Origin of the sequence: Shinella sp. NM-101 (assembly GCF_021401195.1) — a bacterium.
Classification (GTDB): Bacteria; Pseudomonadota; Alphaproteobacteria; order Rhizobiales; family Rhizobiaceae; genus Shinella.
In genome coordinates, this window is sequence record NZ_JACBFT010000004.1 from 204,916 (window position 1) to 221,978 (window position 17,063).

The window sequence follows — 17,063 nt, forward strand, 5'->3', positions numbered from 1 at the left end:
TTAGACTTCTAATTTATCACATATCATACGTCGCATCCCCGCCCAAGGGAAGCGCGCGGCCTTCCTGCAGCACGGCGCGGATCGCCTGGAGCGGATGGGCAAGCGTCCGTCCGTCCATCAGCGCGGCCTGCGACCGGCAGGAATAGCCCGTCGCCATCACCACGTCCGCCGGACCTGTGGCGGCCAGCGCGGGCTGCCAGCTCATCTTGTAGAGCGTTTCGGAAAGCGCGCGGTTGCGCACCTCGTGGCCGAAGGTGCCGGCCATGCCGCAGCAGCCGGTCTCCCCGACAGCAAGGTCCACGCCAAGCCTTTCGAAGACCGTCCGCCACTGGGCGAAAGCGGCCGGCGCGTTCGTGCGCTCCGTGCAGTGCGCCAGCAGCACATGCCGCCGCGGCCTTTCGCCTGATGGCAGCCGGTCGATCATGGCGGCAAGCCATTCCTGCGGCAGCAGGATGCGCGCGCGCATGCCGGTTCCTGCATATTCGCCGCGGAAGGCAAGCGTCATCGACGGGTCGATGCCGACCAGCGGCACGCCGGCCTCCGCCAGCCTGTCGAGCGCGGCGGCGGTGCGGCGGGCCGTCCTTTCGAAGGCCCGCAGGTAGCCGTGCACATGCAGCGCCTTGCCGTTGCGCAGCGCCGGCGCGACGAGCGGCGAAAGCCCGAGCAGCCGCGCCACCGCCACCGCGTCGAGCAGCACCTGCGGATCGAAGAATTCGGTAAAGGCATCCGGCACGAAGACGACGGCCCTTGCGCGCGCGGCGGCATCGAGCCGCTGCAGGCGAGCGGGCGTGGCGAGCGGCACCTCCAGCCGGGCAAGCACCCGGCGCAGGGAGAGCGGCGGAAGGAGCGGCAGCGCGGTCAGCCCCGCATGGCGCATCGCGGCCCGGCCGGCGGCGGAGCCGGCGACGAGATTGTAGAGCGGGCGCATCCGCGCCATCAGCGGCAGGGTGGTTTCGATGGCCGCGACCAGCGGGTCCTTGAGCGGCCTGAGATAGCGCTGGTGGTAGAGCGCAAGGAACTTCGCCCGGAAGGCCGGCACGCTCACCTTCACCGGACATTGCCCGGCGCAGGCCTTGCAGGCAAGGCAGCTGTCCATGGCCGCGCGCACCTCGTGGGAGAAGTCGTCGCGATTGGCGGGATTGAGGCTGTTCCACAACCGCCGTGCCAGCCCTCCGGCGGGCCGGCGCATGGCCTCGCGGCGCGGATCGACGCCCTTCTCGGCAAGCCGCCGCAGCCATTCGCGCATCAGCGAGGCGCGGCCCTTCGGCGACTGGCGCCGGTCGCGCGTCGCCTTGTAGGAGGGGCACATCAGCCCGTCGGCGTCGAAATCGAAGCAGGCGCCGTTGCCGTTGCAGTAGGCGGCGTTGTCGAAGGCGGCGCGGATGTCGTTGCCGATCTGCCGGTCGAGCGCGCCGCGCAGCGGGATGGCGTCGATCTTCGGCAACGCGCGGCCGGCCGGCGCGACGATCTTGCCGGGGTTGAGCTGGCCGAGCGGGTCGAATGCCGCCTTGATCTCCTGGAGTCGCGGATAGAGCGGCCCGAAGAACGCCGGCACATATTCCGAGCGCACGCCCTTGCCGTGCTCGCCCCACAGCACGCCGCCATATTTGCGCGTCAGCGCCACCACGGCGTCGCTGATCGTGCGCACCAGCGCCGCGTGCCCGGGCCGCGTGAGGTCGAGGGCCGGGCGCACATGCAGCACGCCGGCATCGACATGGCCGAACATGCCGTAGGAAAGGCCGTGCCCGTCGAGCAGGGCGCGAAACTCGCGGATATAGGCGGCAAGGTTTTCCGGCGGCACGGCGGTGTCCTCGACGAAGGCGACGGGCCGCGTCGGCCCGTCCACATTGCCGAGCAGGCCGACGGCGCGCTTGCGCATGGTCCAGACCGCCTCGACATCCGCCTTGCCGCGGGTGATCGTGAACCCCTTGCGACCGGCGAAGGGGATGCGCTCCAGCGCCGCGGTGACGGCGTCCAGCTTTTCCGCCAGCGCCGCGGGCGTCTCGGCCAGCACTTCGGCGATGTTGATGCCGTTGGCCGGACCGTCCGCGTCGTCGGGAAAGAAGGGCGCGATGCGCGGCCAGACGATATCGCCCTTGGCAAGGCGCAGTACGGTCTCGTCGATCGTCTCGACCGAGGCGACGTTCAGCGCCACGAGATTGCGGGCGTCTTCCAGGGCGGCGTCGAAATCATCGTAGCGGATGTTGACGAGCGCCGCCTGCGCGGGCAGGGGCAGGAGATTGAGCTCCGCCTCCGCGATCATGGCCAGCGTGCCCTCCGAGCCGCAGAGCACCGCGTTGAGGTCGAAGAGGCCGTCGTCGCGTTGCAGGTGGGCGAGGTCGTAGCCGGTCATGAACCGGTTGAGCTTCGGGAAGATGCGCTCGATCTCGGCGCGGTCGTCGGTGGCGATGCGGGCGAGGGTGCGGTGGATGTCGCCGATCCGGTCGCCCCGCGCCTGGAGCGCCCGCAATTCCTCCGCGCCCACCGGCCGGGAGAGGAAGTCGGTGCCGTCGGCAAGCACCACGCGCAGGCCGAGCACATGGTTGCTCGTCTTGCCGTAGAGGCAGGAGCCCTGGCCGCAGGCATCCGTCGCGATCATGCCGCCGATCGTCGCGCGGTTGGAAGTCGAAAGCTCCGGCGCGAAGAACAGGCCGTGCGGCGCCAGCGCCCTGTTCAACTGGTCCTTGACGACGCCCGCCTCCACCCGCGCGACGCGGCGTACGGGATCGATGTCGAGGATGCGGTTCATGTGCCGCGAGCAGTCGACGACGATGCCCGATGTCAGCGACTGGCCGTTTGTGCCGGTTCCTCCGCCGCGCGGGGCGATGGTGACATCGGTAAATTCCGGCCGGGCGAGGGCGCTTGCGATGTGCTTCAGGTCGCCGGCGTCCCGCGGAAAGACGATGGCTTCCGGCTCGACCTGGTAGATGGAATTGTCCGTGGCGAAGACCGTGCGCTCCGCCGCCGAACGGCCGATGTCTCCCGCAAAGCCGGCGCCTGCGAGATAGGACAGGAACGCCTCGCCCGGTGACGGTTTGCGGGGTGCGGCTCCAAGGCGAGGGATCATGTCGGCGTCCGGGAAAGGGGCTTGTGCTTCCTATAAGTTGGCATATAAGTGATAACATGCCAGTATGACGGCGCAACCCACTATCGCGAGGTCGGAAACGTGAAGAACCAGTCTGTTGTCATCGTCGGCGGCGCCTCGGGCCTCGGACTTGCGACCGCCCGGTTGATGATCGCGCAGGGCGCGACGAAGATCGGCCTCATCGACCGCAACGAGGCGCTGCTCGCGTCGTCCGCGGCGGCGCTGGAGGCACTTGGCGCCGAGGTGGCGACCGCCGTCGCCGACATTTCCCGCGCGGAGACGGCCCATGGCGGCTTCGAGGCGGTCGCCGCCCGGCTTGGCCGCATCCATGCGCTGGTCAACAGCGCGGCGATCTATCCGCGCAAGCCCATCCTGGAGATCACCGACGAGGACTGGGACCTGGAGAACGCCATCAACGTGAAGGGCACCTATCACATGATGGTCGCGGCCGTGCGCCACATGCGCCAGTTCGTCAACGCGCCCGCGGTGACCGGGCGCATCGTCAACGTCACCTCCGTCGATGCCTTCAAGGCGCATCCGCAGAACGCGCACTATGCCGCCACCAAGGCCGCCGTCGTCAGCCTCACCAAGTCCTTCGCGCAGGAATGCGCCGCAGACCAGATCCTGGTGAATTCCGTGGCGCCCGCCGGCTTTGCCACCGACCGGGCCAAGGAACTCGGCTTCCTGCCGGAGCTTGCCAAAGCCAGCGCGCTCGGCCGCGCCGCCGAGCCCGCCGAAATGGCCGAATGGATCGTCATGATGGCCTCGAGCCGCAACACCTATGCCACGGGCGAGAACGTCGTGATCAGCGGAGGCTACATCTATGTCTGACGCCTGCCGCATCGCCGTCGTCACCGGCGCGACCAGCGGGATCGGCAGGGCCATCGTTCCGGCCCTGCGCGCCCTCGGCCTCACGGTCTACGCCATCGGCCGCAACGAGGCGCAGCTTGCCGACCTTGCCGGCGCGACCGGCGCGATCCCCGTGCAGGCGGATGTGCGCGACACCGCGCGCATCGCCGGGGCGCTGGCCGGCGTCGAGGTGGACATCCTCGTCAACAATGCCGGCATCCTGTCGACCCGCGCCGCCTTCCAGGACATCGATCCGGCCGAGATCGACGCGATGATCGACGTCAATCTCAAGGCGCCGCTGCATCTGACGCGCGTCGTGCTGCCGGGCATGGTGGCGCGCCGGCGCGGCCATCTCATCTATATCGGCTCCAGCGGCGGACAGGCGCCGTATCCGAACATGGGCGCCTACGGCGCGTCGAAGGCGGGCCTCAGCCTGTTCTGCGACAACCTGCGCTGCGACCTGCTCGGCACCAGCGTGCGGGTCACCGAGATCGTTCCCGGCCGCGTCCAGACGGACCTTTACAGGACATCCATCGCCGACAACCAGGCACAGGCCGTGCTCTATGACGGCTACCGGCCGATCCAGCCGGAGCACATCGCCCGCATCGTCAACGACGTGATCGCGCTGCCCGTCCATGTGGATGTCGCGCGCGTCGAGGTTTTCCCGACCGACCAGGCGACCGGCGGCGGCACGATGGTGAAGTTCGAGGCGACGTGACGTCGCGCGCGCGGCAGCCTTGGAGAAGGAAAATGACCGACAGGCAGGAAGACGGCGGGCGGCCGGACCTCGTGCGCAACCATCGCCCCGTTGCGATCCGTTCCGTGGTCGCCGCCCATGCGATGATCGTGGGGGCGCGGCCCGGCGTGCCGCCCGTGCCGGAGGCTGGTCCTGCGCGTTCGCCCGGCTTTCATGGCGCGGCGGAGGACGAGCGGTGACGCAGGCGGCAAGATCCCGGCTGGGCTTCATCGGCACCGGCACCATCACCGAGGCCATCGTCACGGGCATTCTGGCCGGCGGGCAGGACGGGCAGGACATCGTTCTGTCTCCCCGGTCCGCCGCAAGGGCGGCGCGCCTTGCGGATCTCTCGCCGCGCGTTCGCGTCGCAGGGGACAACCAGGCGGTGGCGGATGCCGCCGGCATCCTCTTCCTGGCGATCCGGCCGGATGTCGCCGAAGCGGTGGTCCGTGGCCTCCGGTTCCGGCCGGGACAACTGGTCATCAGCCTGGTGTCGACGGTCGATCATGACACGCTGCGCGCCTGGATCGGCGGCGAGGTTGACATCGTGCGGGCCGTTCCGCTGCCCTTCGTCGCCAACCGGAGCGGCGTGACGACGGTCTTCCCGCCGAACGGCATGGTCGAAGCGCTCTTTTCGCAGCTTGGCACGGCGGTTCCCTGCAGCACGATCGACGAGTTCGATCTGCTCGCCGCGGCCAGTGCGCTGATGGGGTCCTTCTTCGGGATCATGGACCATGTCGTCGGCTGGCTGAAGGAAGGGGGACTGCCGCAGGACGGCGCGCGCGCCTATCTCGCGCAGCATTTCTACAGCCTTTCGCTGGTCGCCTTGCGAAACCCATCCGTCCCGCTGGCGGACCTGCGTCGCGAATATTCGACGAGCGGGGGCCTCAACGAGCAGATGTTCGCCGTGTTCGGCAGGAACGGCGGCCTTGATGCCCTGACGCTGGCGCTCGACGGCGTGCTGGAGCGGCTGCGCGCGCTTCGGCGGATTTAGGCGACGGGTGACCGGAGCGGCGCGAGGCGCCCCGCTCCGGTCCTTTCCTCGCGCGTCCCTAGTCCAGATTCACCCAGACCGATTTCGTCTGCGTGTACTGCGTCAGGGCTTCCAGGCATTTGTCGCGGCCGTTGCCGGTCTGCTTGTAGCCGCCCCAGATCGAGGTCATGTCGCCGTGGTCGAAGCAGTTGACCCAGACGACGCCGGCCTCGATGTCGCGGGCGAAGCGGTGCGCCTTGGAGATGTCGCGGGTCCAGACGGAGGCGGCGAGGCCATAGATGGAATCGTTGGCGATCTCGATGGCGTCGTCGATGCCCTCCACCGGGATGATCGCGGCGACCGGGCCGAAGATCTCCTCGCGGGCGATGCGCATGCCGTTGTTGACACCTGTAAACAGGGTCGGCTCGACGAAGGCGCCTTTCGGGGATGAGGCGAGCGTGCCGCCGCCGAAGCGGAGCGCCGCCCCTTCCTGCCGGCCGATGTCGATATAATTCAACACGCGCTGCTGGTGCGAGGCGGTGACGAGCGGACCGATGGTCGTTGCGGGATCGAGCGGATCGCCGAGCACGAAGTTTTCCCGCGTGCGGGCGGCGAAGCGCTCGACGAAATCGTCGTGGATGCGTTTTTCCACGAGAATGCGCGAGCCCGCATTGCAGACCTCGCCCTGGTTGCCGTAGATGCCGTTGACGGCATAGGTGACGGCGGTGTCGAGGTCGTCGTAGTCGCCGAGGACGATCTGCGGGGTCTTGCCGCCGCACTCGGTCGAGACGCGCTTCATGTTCGACTGGCCGGCATAGATCATCAGCAGCTTGCCCACTTCGGTGGAGCCGGTGAAGCCGATCTTGTCGACGTCGTTGTGCAGCGCCAGCGCCTTGCCCGCTTCCTCGCCGAGACCATGCACCACGTTGAAGACGCCCGCCGGGCCGCCCGCTTCGATGAAGAGTTCGGCGAGCAGGTTGGCCGAGAGCGGCGATTGCTCGGCCGGCTTCAGGACGACGGAATTACCGGTGGCGAGCGCCGGGCCGAGCTTCCAGGCGGCCATCATCAGGGGATAGTTCCACGGCACGATGAGGCCGACGACGCCGAGCGGCTGGCGCAGGATGTAGTGCAGGGCATTGGCGGCCGTCGCCGTCACCGCGCCCTCGATCTTGTCGACCGTCTCGGCGAAGAATTTCAGCGACGTGACGGCGCCGGGAATGTCGATGTTCATCATGTCCATGACCGGCTTGCCCATGTCGAGGCTGTCGAGCACGGCGAATTCCTCCGCATGCGCCTCGATGAGGGCGGAGAATTTTTCCAGCACGGCCATACGGGCGCGCGGGTCCATGCGCGACCAGGCGCCGGAGCGGTAGGCCTTGCGGGCGGCGGCGACGGCGCGGTCGATCTCCGCCGCCCCGCCGCGCGCCACCTCGGCGATGGTCGCCCCGGTCGCCGGATTGATCGTCGGATAGGTCCGGCCGTCGGCGGAGGCGACATAGGCTCCGTCGATGAAGTGCTGCGTGCGGAATTTGAGGCCGCTTGCCTTGCTGCGCCAGAAGTCGAGCGTGTAGGTCGAGGCATCCATGCTTGTTCTCCCTTCCATGGATCAGGATTGGTCGCGGTCGCGCAGGAGCGTGACCGAGAGGACGATGAGGACGAAGGACACGGCGACGATCACCGTGCCGATGGCGTTGATTTCCGGCGTGATGCCGCGCCGGAGCGTCGAATAGATGTAGATCGGCAGCGTCACCTCGCGGCCCGTCAGGAAATAGGTGACGGGGATCTCGTCGAAGGACAGCGTGAAGCAGAGCAGCGCCGAGCCGAGGATGGCGCTGCGGATGCCCGGCAGCGTGACGTGGCGGAAGGTCTCGAAGGGCGTCGCGCCGAGATCGGCGGAGGCCTCGAACTGGCGGCGGTTGATCTTGGCGAGCCGCGCCATGACCTGCGAGACGACGACGCCGAGCAGCGCCGTCGCATGGCCGATCACCACCGCCGTCAGGCTCTGCGGTATGCCGATCTGCTTGTAGAAGTTCAGCATGGCGATGCCGGTGACGATGCCGGGCAGGCTGAGGGGCAGGAGGATGACGTTCTGGAACAGCCGCTTGCCGGGAAAGTCGTAGCGGTCGAGCGCGAGCGCCGCCGTCACGCCGATGACGACGGAGAGCGCCGTCGCGAAGAGCGCGACCCACAGGCTGTTGGCGAGCGCCCGCAGCATCTGGCCGTTGGCGAGGAAGGCCTCGTACCAGTGCAGCGTGAAGCCGGAAAGCGGGAAGGACGTCACCTTGCTGTCGTTGAAGGAGAACATCACGAGGATGACGATCGGCAGGTAGAGGAAGGCGAGCACGCCGAGGCTGACGCCCACCATGCCCTTCTGCCACCATCTCAAGCGCAGCATGGCGGCCTCCTAGGAAAGATCGACCCGGCCGGCCCGGTCGAGGCGGCTGGAGAGTTGCAGGAGGATCAGCACCAGCGCGAGCACGAGCGTCGCGAGCGCCGATCCGAGCGGCCAGTTGAGTGCGGCGCCGAACTGCGTCTGCAGGAGGTTCGCCACCATCGTCCCGTCCGGCCCGCCGACGAGCACGGGCGCGACGAAATCGCCGAAGGACAGGCAGAAGGTCATGGTCGCGCCGGCGACGACACCGCCGAGCGACAGCGGGAAGATCACCTTCCAGAAGGTCATGAACGGGCCGACGCCGAGGTCTTCCGAGGCCTCGATCAGGCGGCGCGGAATGTTGTCGAGCACCGCGAAGAGCGGCATGACCATGAAGGGTACGAAGATATAGACCAGCGTCACCACCATGGCGGTCTGGTTGTAGAGGAAGATGTCGAGCGGCGCGGAGACGATGCCGGTGGAGACCAGCAGCGAGTTCAGCGCGCCGTCCGTGCCGAGGATGATCTTCCACGTATAGGCGCGCAGCAGGTAGGACACCCAGAGCGGCACGATCACCGACATGTAGAGAAGGTTGCGCAGCGCGCGCGAGCGGACGGTGAAGACGAGGAAATAGGCGAGCGGATAGCCGAGCAGCAGCGAGCAGAGCGTGACGCTGGCGGCGATCTTCAGCGTGCGCAGGATGACGGTGGTATATTGCGGGTCGGCGGCGATCTGCGCGTAGTTGCCGAACTGGAAATCCGGATAGAACAGCGGGAACTGCCGCGACCAGAAGCCCACCGAGATCATGATCGCATAGGGCACGACCATCAGCAGCAGCACCCAGAAGAGCGGCAGCGAGAACAGGGCGGCAAAGCCGGGGAAGGTGCGGCGGGTGAGGTTCATCGCCCGCCCTCCGCGTCGAAGACCAGTACGTCGGCGGGGTCGATGCCGATCGTCACGCGATCACCGGGTGCAAGCGCCGCCGGGACGGCCGTGCGGGCAAGCTCCGCGAAGATCGGCCTTTCGGCCCCTTCGGGCATGAGCTCGACCCGCAGCCGGTCGCCGTGGAACAGGCGCTCCATCACGGTACAGGCGAGCGTGTTTTCCGCCCCGGCCGCCGTGACATGCAGGTGCTCGGCGCGAAGGCCGAGGCTGGCATGGCGGCCGGCGGCAAGGCTGGCGGCCTCGCCGCGCCGGCTTTGCAGCACCTGTCCGCCCGCAAGCCGGAAGGCGCCGCCGCCGAGGGCCTCGGCGTCCGCCAGGTTCGCCCCGCCGATGAAGTCAGCGACATAGGGGCTGGCAGGACGATCGTAGAGATCCGTCGGCGAGCCGACCTGTGCGATGCGGCCCTCTTTCATGACGACGATGCGGTCGGAGAGCGCCAGCGCCTCGTTCTGGTCGTGCGTGACCATGAGGAAGGTGATGCCGAGCTCGCGATGCAGGCGCTTCAGCTCGACCTGCATGCCCTCGCGCAGCTTCACGTCGAGCGCCGAAAGCGGCTCGTCGAGCAGCAGCACGCGCGGGCGGCGCACGATGGCGCGCGCCATCGCCACGCGCTGGCGCTGGCCGCCCGAGAGGGCGCCGGGCCGCATGCCGGCCTTGCCCTCCAGCCCGACCATGGCCAGCGCCTCGGCGACGCGCCTGTCCCGCTCGGCCTTCGCCACCCGGCCGGATTTCACCGAAAGGCCGTAGCCGATATTCTCCGCCACGCTCATATGCGGAAACAGCGCATAGTCCTGGAAGACCGTGTTGACCGGCCGGCGATAGGGCGGGCTGTCCGTCACGTCCTGTCCGGCAATGGCGATGCGGCCGGCGCTTGCCTGCTCGAAGCCGCCGATCAGCCGAAGCGTCGTCGTCTTGCCGCAGCCCGACGGGCCGAGCAGGGTGACGAACTCGCCCTCGGCAATCGCAAGGTCGGTCTCCTGGAGGGCGAGGAATGCGCCATATCGTTTCGCAACGCCGTCGAGCGTTACAATCGGGTTGGAGGTCATCGGATCCCCGTGTCTGTTGAAATGTCTCGCGTGGGTGGCGGAAAGCGCCCCGACTGGCGGCGCTTTCCGCCGGGGCCTTACGGCGCGGCCTTCACGGCGTTCCAGGTTTCCAGATACTTGTCGAGGCGGACGGGCTGCTGCCACATGACGAGGCTCTTGACGAACTCGACATTGTCGACCTGGCGATCCTTCTTCATCTGGTCATCCATGCAGCCCTGCACGGCCTTCGGATTGACCGGGAAATAGCCGGTGGACTGCGCGATGCCGCACTGGCCCTCGGGCGACTGCATGAAGCTCATGAACTTGTAGGCGCATTCCTCGTTCGGCGAGTCCTTCACCAGCATCATGGAATCCATCCAGCCCTCGGCCTTTTCCTTCGGCGTGAACTCGACGACCTCGAAGCCCTTCTTGAGGTTGTTGACGTCCTTGCTGGTCAGGCCTGTCCAGGCGTTGGAGACATAGACCTCCTGGTTGGCCATCAGCTCTGTCAGTTCGCCCGCCGAGGCCCAGTATTTGCGGATCAGTGCCTTCTGCTCGATGAGCTTGGCCTTCACCGCCTCCAGTTGCTCGTCCGTGAGGTCGAAGACATTGTCGTAGCCGAGATAGCGTGCCGTCCAGTAGAGCGCCGACTTGTCGTCCCACAGCGAGACCTTGCCCTTGAGCGCGGGATCGAACAGGACGGAGATGGAATCCGGCTTGGTGGCCAGCTTGTCGGGCCGGTAGATCAGCGAGACGGAACCCCAGATCAGCGGCACGGCCCAGGTCTCGCCATCGGCCACCACGTCGCTCTGCTTGGAGAATTCCGGATAGATGCCGTCGAAGCCTTCCACCCTGGCCGTGTCGATCGGCGCGACGAAGCCGGCCTGCCGCATCATCGGCACGGTATCGAGCGAGGGGCTGATGATGTCGTAGACGCCGCCGCCGGCGGCAAGCTTGGCGGCGAAGTCGTCGTTCGAGCCGACATAGGAGGCCGTCACCTTGCAGTCCGAGGCGGCCTCGAACTTGGAGATGAAGCCGTCAACCGCATAACCCTCCCAGGTCAGGTAGTTGAGCTCGCCGGCCTTCGCGACGAGGGTCTGGGGGATGAGGCTTGCGGCAGCAAGGGCGAGAATTGCGGATCTGCGCAGTCTGGACATGTTTGTTCCCCTTCATGTCTTTGGTTGGTCATTTCGCCCGCTTTGTCTTTCGGACGAGGGTGGCGATATCGATTCCGAGCGCCTTGGCGGCGCCTCTCTTGCTTCCATGCTCTGCGATGGATTTTTCCAGGACCCAGCTTTCGAAGGCCTGCATCAGGTCGCGGAAGCTCTGCGGCGATGTCTCCCCATCGCCGACTGGGCGGGCAGAGGCAGGCCGTGACGAAGCCCCCTCGGCGACGATGAAATGCTCGGCAAGCGCCATGTCCTCGGCGCTCGCCGCCGCGCGTTCGAGGATATTCGTCAGCTCCCGCACATTGCCGGGAAAGGCATGGGCGGAAAGCCGCTTGCTGAAGGCCGCGGAAAGCTGCAGCGTCGGCGTGCGGCCGGCATTGAGCCGCCGCAGGACGTTCTCGGTCAGCGCGGCGACCAGTTCCGGCTGGTCCCGCAGCGCCGGCAGCTCCAGCGTCACGACGGCGATGCGGTAATAGAGGTCGCGGCGGAAGGCGCCGCTCCCGATCAGGTCCGGCAGGTCGGCATTGGTGGCGGTGACGAGGCTGATGCGCGCCTTGCGCCGCTGCATCGAGCCGAGGCGGCTGAAGGTCTGGCTTTCGAGAAAGGCGACGAGCTTCATCTGCGAGACGGGCGAAAGGTCCGTCACCTGGTCGAGGAAGAGCGTGCCGCCGTCGGCCGCCTCCACGAAGCCGAGCTTGCCGCGCGTCGAGGTGTCGAGCGACGAGCCCGGCTCGATACCGAACATCTCCGCGTCGAACTGCGCGTCGCTCAGCATGCCGCAATTGACGTGGACGAAGGGCGGCGCATCGGAGGCGCCGGCCTTGCCGATGAAGCGGGCAAGCTCCGTCTTGCCGGTGCCGGTCTCGCCGGTCAGGAGCACGGCGCTGCCGCGCTCGATGGCGGTCGCGGCCCGGCGGGCGATGGTGGCGAGGCGCGGCGTGAGCACAGGGCCGCCGCCGCCGGCCGCCGGCAGGGGCTCGGCCCCGAAGCGGAAATGGTCGCTGCGCTCGTAGCCGCGGCTGTGCCGCCCGGTCTCGCGCATCGTCAGCAGCGCGCCATAGGCGCCGCCGTCGGGCGTGCGCAGGATGCCGATGGAGGCGGTGACGTTGCGCTGCGAATTGAGCGTGCCGGAAACCTCGGTGCGCTTGAGCTGCCGCAGGGCGCTCGCGAGCTTCTGGACGAGGGGGCCGGCGGTCTTGGCATGTTTCGCCAGATCCGAGCCGACGAGGTCGCCGCGCGCAAGGTTCAGCAGCAGTTCGAGCTTGCCGTTGACCAGCTTGATGGTGCCGTCCGTTTCCAGCAGCGCCACGCCGTCGGGGAAGGCTTCGAGGAAGGCGCCGAACTGCGGCTCGTCGATGAAGGAAGGGCGCAGGCGCCGCTGGCCGGATGGGGTGAGGTCGTTGGCGTAGAATTTCATGACGCGGCCTCCTGCAGAAGGCCGCGCGTCCTGCGGCGGCTCTTGCGCCGGGCGGTCAGCACGTAGCGGCGCATCTCGCCCTCGATGCGCGCGGCGCGGAAGCGCCAGACGTCGCGGCTGGCATCGGCGGCGATGACGGCAAGGTCGCATTCGCCGTCGCTGTCCTCGCCGGCAAGGGCCGCCTGCCGGAGCTTGTCGAGCGCGTTGCGCGTTTCGACGAACTGCTGCAGCGGCCGGCCGAGCACCTGCTCGGCGGTGCGCCCCCAGACGCTCTCCGCCGCCGGGTTTGTCGCCAGCAGAAGACCGTCCTCGGAGATGACGAGGATCGGGTCCGGCGCGGCGCTCAGGATGTCCTGCATCGTGTCCGCCCGGTCGGCGAGCTGCTGCTCGCGCTGGCGGTGCGCCCCGATATCGCGCGTCGTGCCCCACAGCCGCACGAGGAAGCCGTCCTTGATCGCGGCGCGAAAATCGTTCTCGACCAGCATTTCACTGTCGTCGTGCCGGCGGTCGACGGCGGCGGCGCGGTCGAGGCGGTAGCCGGAGCGCACGAGGTCGCGCACCATGCGGCGGTTGATCTCGGTCGCCGGGAAATAGCGCGAGACCGGCTGGATATTGAAATCGAGCCCTTCGGGCACTCGGTAGAGCCGGGCCATCGCCTCGTTGCAGGCGCGCCAGCGGCTCTGGTTGGAGAAGATGCGCTCGACGATCTCGTCCTCGGCGAGCGCCGTATCGACCGGTTCGAGGAATTCGATGCACCAGCACGCTTCCGTCGCCGCGCCGATCATCTGCGAGAGGATTTCCACCCGCTCGGCGAGCTCCGGCCCGATGCCGAGCACGCTTTCGGGCAACGGCTGCTTGATGACGGCGAGCCCGCGGCCCGGATCGGAGACCACGGTGGCGATCATCGGGATTTCGCTATATTGCGGCGAATTCACCCAGACGGCGCGCCCGGACACGAACGGCTGGCCGTCGCGGGCGATGGCGCGCAGCATCTGCGCCGAGGTGCTGCTGTAGATGCGCTCCAGCGGCACGCTTTCACCGTGCCCAAGCGCGATGGCAAGCTCGTGCGCCTCTCTCGCGTTGACGGCACAGATACGGCCTTCGCCGTCGATCCAGTCGACCAGCAGGGCATCGAAATTGGCGGTGCCGGGCGCGTGTACTTTCATTCCAGATCCGATCCGAAGTGGCCTGTTGCTCCGGCATTGCACCAGAGGACATGCGCAATCCCGCCACAATTCCCGCCGGTGGCAACCCATATTTGGACGGCAGGCGGAAAAATGCGCCGGATCGGCGCGTCATGTGCGCAGAAGTGCAGCATTCGCTGCGGTATTGCGCATGATGAGGGCCTGCGGACCGGCGCGATGGCACTCCGCCCGCCGGGATGCCGGAGTTCGCGAGGTGCAGCTCCTGCATGTCGAGGTGGGCACGGGTGAACCGATGATCGCCAAGGTGGCGGGCGGCGCCGCACGGCTCGGCGCCGAGCCGCGCCATTGGCATGGCGCGCAGGCTTCGGCACGATCGTCTCGTCGCGGTGGGGCGAGACGGAGGACGTGCCGTTCGCCGAGGACATCGAGGACCTGCTGCAACTGACCGGCATCGACGGCGGCGTCGCGCTGCACTATCGCGACGCGGGGTTTCGCGCGCGGCTCTCCTGGCAAAAGGAGCATTTCCCTGGTCTCCTCATCTGGTACAGCAATCGCGGCCGCACGGCCTATCCCTGGGGCGGGCGGCATGTGGCGCTGGGCGTCGAGCCCGTCGCCTCGGCCTTCGATCTCGGACCGGCGGTCTCCACCGCCGCCAATCCGCTGGCTCGGGCCGGCACGCCGACGGCGCTCGCCTTCGCGCCGGACCGGCCCTTCCTCACCCGCTACCGCCTTTCCGCGGAGCCGGCCCCCACGGGCTGAGCAATCATCCACAAGACAGGACACGATCATGAATCAAGGGATTGGACGACTGGCCGGACGCGTGGCCGTGGTCACCGCGGCCGGCCAGGGCATCGGCCGGGCCACCGCCGAGCGGCTGGCGGCGGAAGGGGCCGAGGTTTACGCCAGCCACATCAACGCCGACCTCCTCGCCAGCCTCCAGGGCGCCGCAACGGCGCGGCTGGATGCGACCGACGCGGCGGCGGCGGCCGCCTATTTCTCCGCCTTCGCGCGGATCGACGTCCTGGTGCACGCGGTCGGCTACGTCCACCAGGGCACCATCGAGGAATGCGGGCCGGAGGACGGGCGGCGCTCGGTGGGCATCACGCTCGACAGCGCCTGCAACGTCATCGCCGGGGCGGTCCCGAAGATGAAGGCGCATGGCGGCAGCATCGTCACCATCGGCTCGGTCGCCTCCTCCATCAAGGGCTTCCCGCGGCGCGCGGCCTATGGCGCGGCCAAGGGCGGCGTCATCGGCCTCACCAAGGCGGTTGCCGCGGACTACGTCTCCTTCGGCATCCGCTGCAACGCGGTTTGCCCGGGAACGGTCGCCTCGCCCTCGCTGGAGGAGCGCATCGGCGAACTTGGCGAAACCCTCGGCAGCAGGCAGGAGGCCTACCGCGCCTTCATCAGCCGCCAGCCCGCCGGCCGCTTCGGCACGGTGGAGGAGATCGCCGCGCTCTGTGCCTTCCTCGCGTCGGACGAGGCGGCCTTCATCACGGGGCAGGCGATCAATCTCGATGGCGGGATCACCATCTGAGGGGCTGGAACGGCGGGCAAATCGGGGCATACTGGCGGCCGTGAGGGAGGAAGTACCGACATGGCCGTTCTGCAGACGACGCACCTGACGCTCAAGCCCTGCCGCCCGGAAGACCGCGACGATTTCATCGGCCTCGAACGCGACCGCGAGGTCATGCGCTTCCTGAACGGCGGGCACGCCATCGAGCCTGACACGGTCGATCCCGACGCGACCTTCCTGCGGCCGCGGGGGACGGAGCACCATGTCTGGACGGCGCGGCGCACGGCGGACGGCACCTTCGTCGGCTGGTTCTGCCTGTGGCCGGAAGGCGAGGCGCTGGCCGAGCTCGGCTACCGCCTGCGCCGGGCGGAATGGGGGCAGGGGCTCGGAGCGGAAGGCGCCGCGGCCCTCGTCGACTGGGGCTTCCGCAATGCCGGATACGAGCGGGTCGTGGCGACCACGATGGCGGTGAACCGCGCCTCGCGCCGCGTCATGGAGAAGATCGGCCTAAAATACACGCGCACCGTCCATGCCGGCCTGTCCGACGCCATTGCCGGCAGCGAGCATGGCGAGGTCTGGTACGAGCTGTCGCGGGCGGAGTGGCTGTCGGGACGGGAACGCCCGTCCTGATCGCAGCGCCGGGCGCTACGGCGGCCAGGTTTCGAGCGCCTCGACGAAGCGGGTGAGCCAGGCATTGGTCTGGTGGCCGTCGAGGGCGCGGTGGTCGATGGTGAGCGAGACATAGGCCATGGGGCGGATCTGGATCGTGTCCACGCCGTCCACCGCCCGCACGACGACCCGCTTTTCCAGCCTGCCGACGCCGAGGATCGCCGACTGCGGCTGGTTGATGATGACGGGCGCGGCGAGAAGCGAGCCGGAGACGCCGTGGTTGGAGATGGTGAAGGTGCCGCCGCTGAGGTCCGCGGGCGTGAGGGCGCCCGCCCGTGCGCGGCCGGTGAGGTCGTGCAGGCGCGCGGCGATGCCGGACAGCGAAAGCCCCTGCGCCGCGCGGATCACCGGCGCGACCAGCCCTTCATCGCCGAGCGCCGTGCCGATGCCGATATTGACGTCCTCGAACACCTCCAGCCGGTCGTCGAACCAGCGGCTGTTGACCGCGGGCACGGCCTTCATGGCCGAAACGCAGGCGGCGGCGATATAGGCGGTGTAGGAAAGCGGGACACCGGATGCCGCAAGGGCTGCCCTGTTCGCCTCGCGGTGGCGGATGACGGCGGTGAAGTCCGCCTCGAAGACCGAGGTGACATGCGGCGCGGTCGAGACGGAGGCCTGCATGTGCGCGGCGATGGCAAGGCGCATCGGCGAATGGGGGATCGCGCGCGAGCGCAGGCCCGTGGCCGGCCTCTCCGTTTCCCGTGATGGCGAAGCGTCGGCATCCGCCGGCGGTTGCGGGGCGGAGCCCCCGGCGGGCATCGCCTGCCGCGCCGCGTCCATGTCGGCCCGCGTCACCCGGCCGTCCTTGCCGGAGCCGGTCACCGTCGCGGGGTCGATGCCGTATTCTTCCGCCGCGCGCCGCACGGCGGGCGAGTAGGACATGCCCGGTGCGGGGGCGGCCTGCCCGGCGTCATCGGCATTCGCCGGCCTGAGGCGGCCGAGCACGGAGCCGGGCTCGGCCTTGTCGCCGTTCTGCATGAGGATTTCGTGCAGGATGCCGGTGGCGGGCGCGGGGATTTCGTGCGTCACCTTGTCGGTTTCCAGCTCCACCAACGGGTCGTCGAGCACCACGGTGTCGCCGACGGCCTTGAGCCAGTCGCGCACCACGGCCTGCGTGCCTTCCTGTTCCGCGGGCGCGCGGATGTCGATGAGGTCGGTCATGG

Annotated in this window: 16 protein-coding genes; 7 read left to right on the forward strand and 9 right to left on the reverse strand. The window is 68.4% G+C overall.

What is annotated here, in order from left to right:
* Positions 1–16: 16 nt before the first annotated feature.
* Positions 17–3,067, reverse strand: a complete 3,051-nt coding sequence (locus L0976_RS10330) for an FAD-binding and (Fe-S)-binding domain-containing protein (protein WP_234187215.1) — start codon at positions 3,065–3,067, stop codon at positions 17–19.
* 99 nt (positions 3,068–3,166) lie between these two features.
* Between L0976_RS10330 and L0976_RS10335 the strand changes: the two genes are divergently transcribed.
* The 4 genes from L0976_RS10335 to L0976_RS10350 are packed head-to-tail and all read left to right on the forward strand — an operon-like array spanning position 3,167 to position 5,664.
* A complete protein-coding gene (locus L0976_RS10335; protein WP_234187216.1) occupies positions 3,167–3,916 on the forward strand; it encodes an SDR family oxidoreductase in 750 nt (249 codons plus the stop codon).
* On the forward strand, positions 3,909–4,652 hold the full coding sequence (locus L0976_RS10340) for an SDR family oxidoreductase (protein WP_234187217.1): 744 nt from the start codon (positions 3,909–3,911) through the stop codon (positions 4,650–4,652). Before L0976_RS10335 ends, L0976_RS10340 begins: the two co-directional genes overlap by 8 nt.
* Positions 4,653–4,684: 32 nt before the next feature.
* Positions 4,685–4,870 (forward strand): hypothetical protein, encoded by a 186-nt coding sequence (locus L0976_RS10345; protein ID WP_234187218.1) that lies wholly within the window; start codon positions 4,685–4,687, stop codon positions 4,868–4,870.
* A complete protein-coding gene (locus L0976_RS10350; protein ID WP_234187219.1) occupies positions 4,867–5,664 on the forward strand; it encodes a pyrroline-5-carboxylate reductase in 798 nt (265 codons plus the stop codon). Before L0976_RS10345 ends, L0976_RS10350 begins: the two co-directional genes overlap by 4 nt.
* 58 nt (positions 5,665–5,722) lie before the next feature.
* Here the strand turns inward: L0976_RS10350 and L0976_RS10355 are convergent, their stop codons facing one another.
* From L0976_RS10355 to L0976_RS10385, 7 genes are all read right to left on the reverse strand, one after another.
* A complete protein-coding gene (locus L0976_RS10355) occupies positions 5,723–7,228 on the reverse strand; it encodes an aldehyde dehydrogenase (protein ID WP_234187220.1) in 1,506 nt (501 codons plus the stop codon).
* A 21-nt stretch (positions 7,229–7,249) separates the two neighbouring features.
* Positions 7,250–8,038 carry an ABC transporter permease gene (locus tag L0976_RS10360; RefSeq protein ID WP_203320232.1) on the reverse strand — a complete coding sequence of 263 codons (789 nt, stop codon included), beginning with the start codon at positions 8,036–8,038 and terminating at the stop codon, positions 7,250–7,252.
* A 9-nt stretch (positions 8,039–8,047) separates the two neighbouring features.
* Positions 8,048–8,917 carry an ABC transporter permease gene (locus L0976_RS10365; RefSeq protein WP_234187221.1) on the reverse strand — a complete coding sequence of 290 codons (870 nt, stop codon included), beginning with the start codon at positions 8,915–8,917 and terminating at the stop codon, positions 8,048–8,050.
* Positions 8,914–10,005: an ABC transporter ATP-binding protein gene (locus tag L0976_RS10370; RefSeq protein ID WP_234187222.1), complete on the reverse strand. Its 1,092-nt coding sequence runs from the start codon at positions 10,003–10,005 to the stop codon at positions 8,914–8,916. The genes L0976_RS10365 and L0976_RS10370 overlap by 4 nt, the downstream gene beginning before the upstream one ends.
* Before the next feature lie 77 nt (positions 10,006–10,082).
* Positions 10,083–11,141, reverse strand: coding sequence for a PotD/PotF family extracellular solute-binding protein (locus L0976_RS10375; RefSeq protein ID WP_234187223.1), 1,059 nt, complete (start codon positions 11,139–11,141; stop codon positions 10,083–10,085).
* 28 nt (positions 11,142–11,169) lie between these two features.
* Positions 11,170–12,570, reverse strand: a complete 1,401-nt coding sequence (locus L0976_RS10380) for a sigma 54-interacting transcriptional regulator (RefSeq protein WP_234187224.1) — start codon at positions 12,568–12,570, stop codon at positions 11,170–11,172.
* A complete protein-coding gene (locus L0976_RS10385) occupies positions 12,567–13,736 on the reverse strand; it encodes a PAS domain-containing protein (protein WP_234187225.1) in 1,170 nt (389 codons plus the stop codon). The genes L0976_RS10380 and L0976_RS10385 overlap by 4 nt, the downstream gene beginning before the upstream one ends.
* A gap of 324 nt (positions 13,737–14,060) precedes the next feature.
* On the opposite strand from L0976_RS10385, the gene L0976_RS10390 reads away from it, so the two are divergent.
* From L0976_RS10390 to L0976_RS10400, 3 genes are read left to right on the forward strand one after another with little or no spacing between them, the layout of a single operon-like run.
* Complete coding sequence (locus L0976_RS10390) at positions 14,061–14,474, forward strand: hypothetical protein (RefSeq protein WP_234187226.1); 414 nt, start codon at positions 14,061–14,063, stop codon at positions 14,472–14,474.
* A gap of 28 nt (positions 14,475–14,502) precedes the next feature.
* The gene (locus tag L0976_RS10395; RefSeq protein ID WP_234187227.1) at positions 14,503–15,252 is read left to right on the forward strand and encodes an SDR family oxidoreductase; all 750 of its coding nucleotides are present in this window, start codon (positions 14,503–14,505) and stop codon (positions 15,250–15,252) included.
* A gap of 60 nt (positions 15,253–15,312) precedes the next feature.
* Positions 15,313–15,861 carry a GNAT family N-acetyltransferase gene (locus L0976_RS10400; protein WP_234187228.1) on the forward strand — a complete coding sequence of 183 codons (549 nt, stop codon included), beginning with the start codon at positions 15,313–15,315 and terminating at the stop codon, positions 15,859–15,861.
* Positions 15,862–15,876: 15 nt separating this feature from the next.
* Here the strand turns inward: L0976_RS10400 and L0976_RS10405 are convergent, their stop codons facing one another.
* On the reverse strand, positions 15,877–17,061 hold the full coding sequence (locus L0976_RS10405; protein WP_234187229.1) for a dihydrolipoamide acetyltransferase family protein: 1,185 nt from the start codon (positions 17,059–17,061) through the stop codon (positions 15,877–15,879).
* Positions 17,062–17,063: the final 2 nt, after the last annotated feature.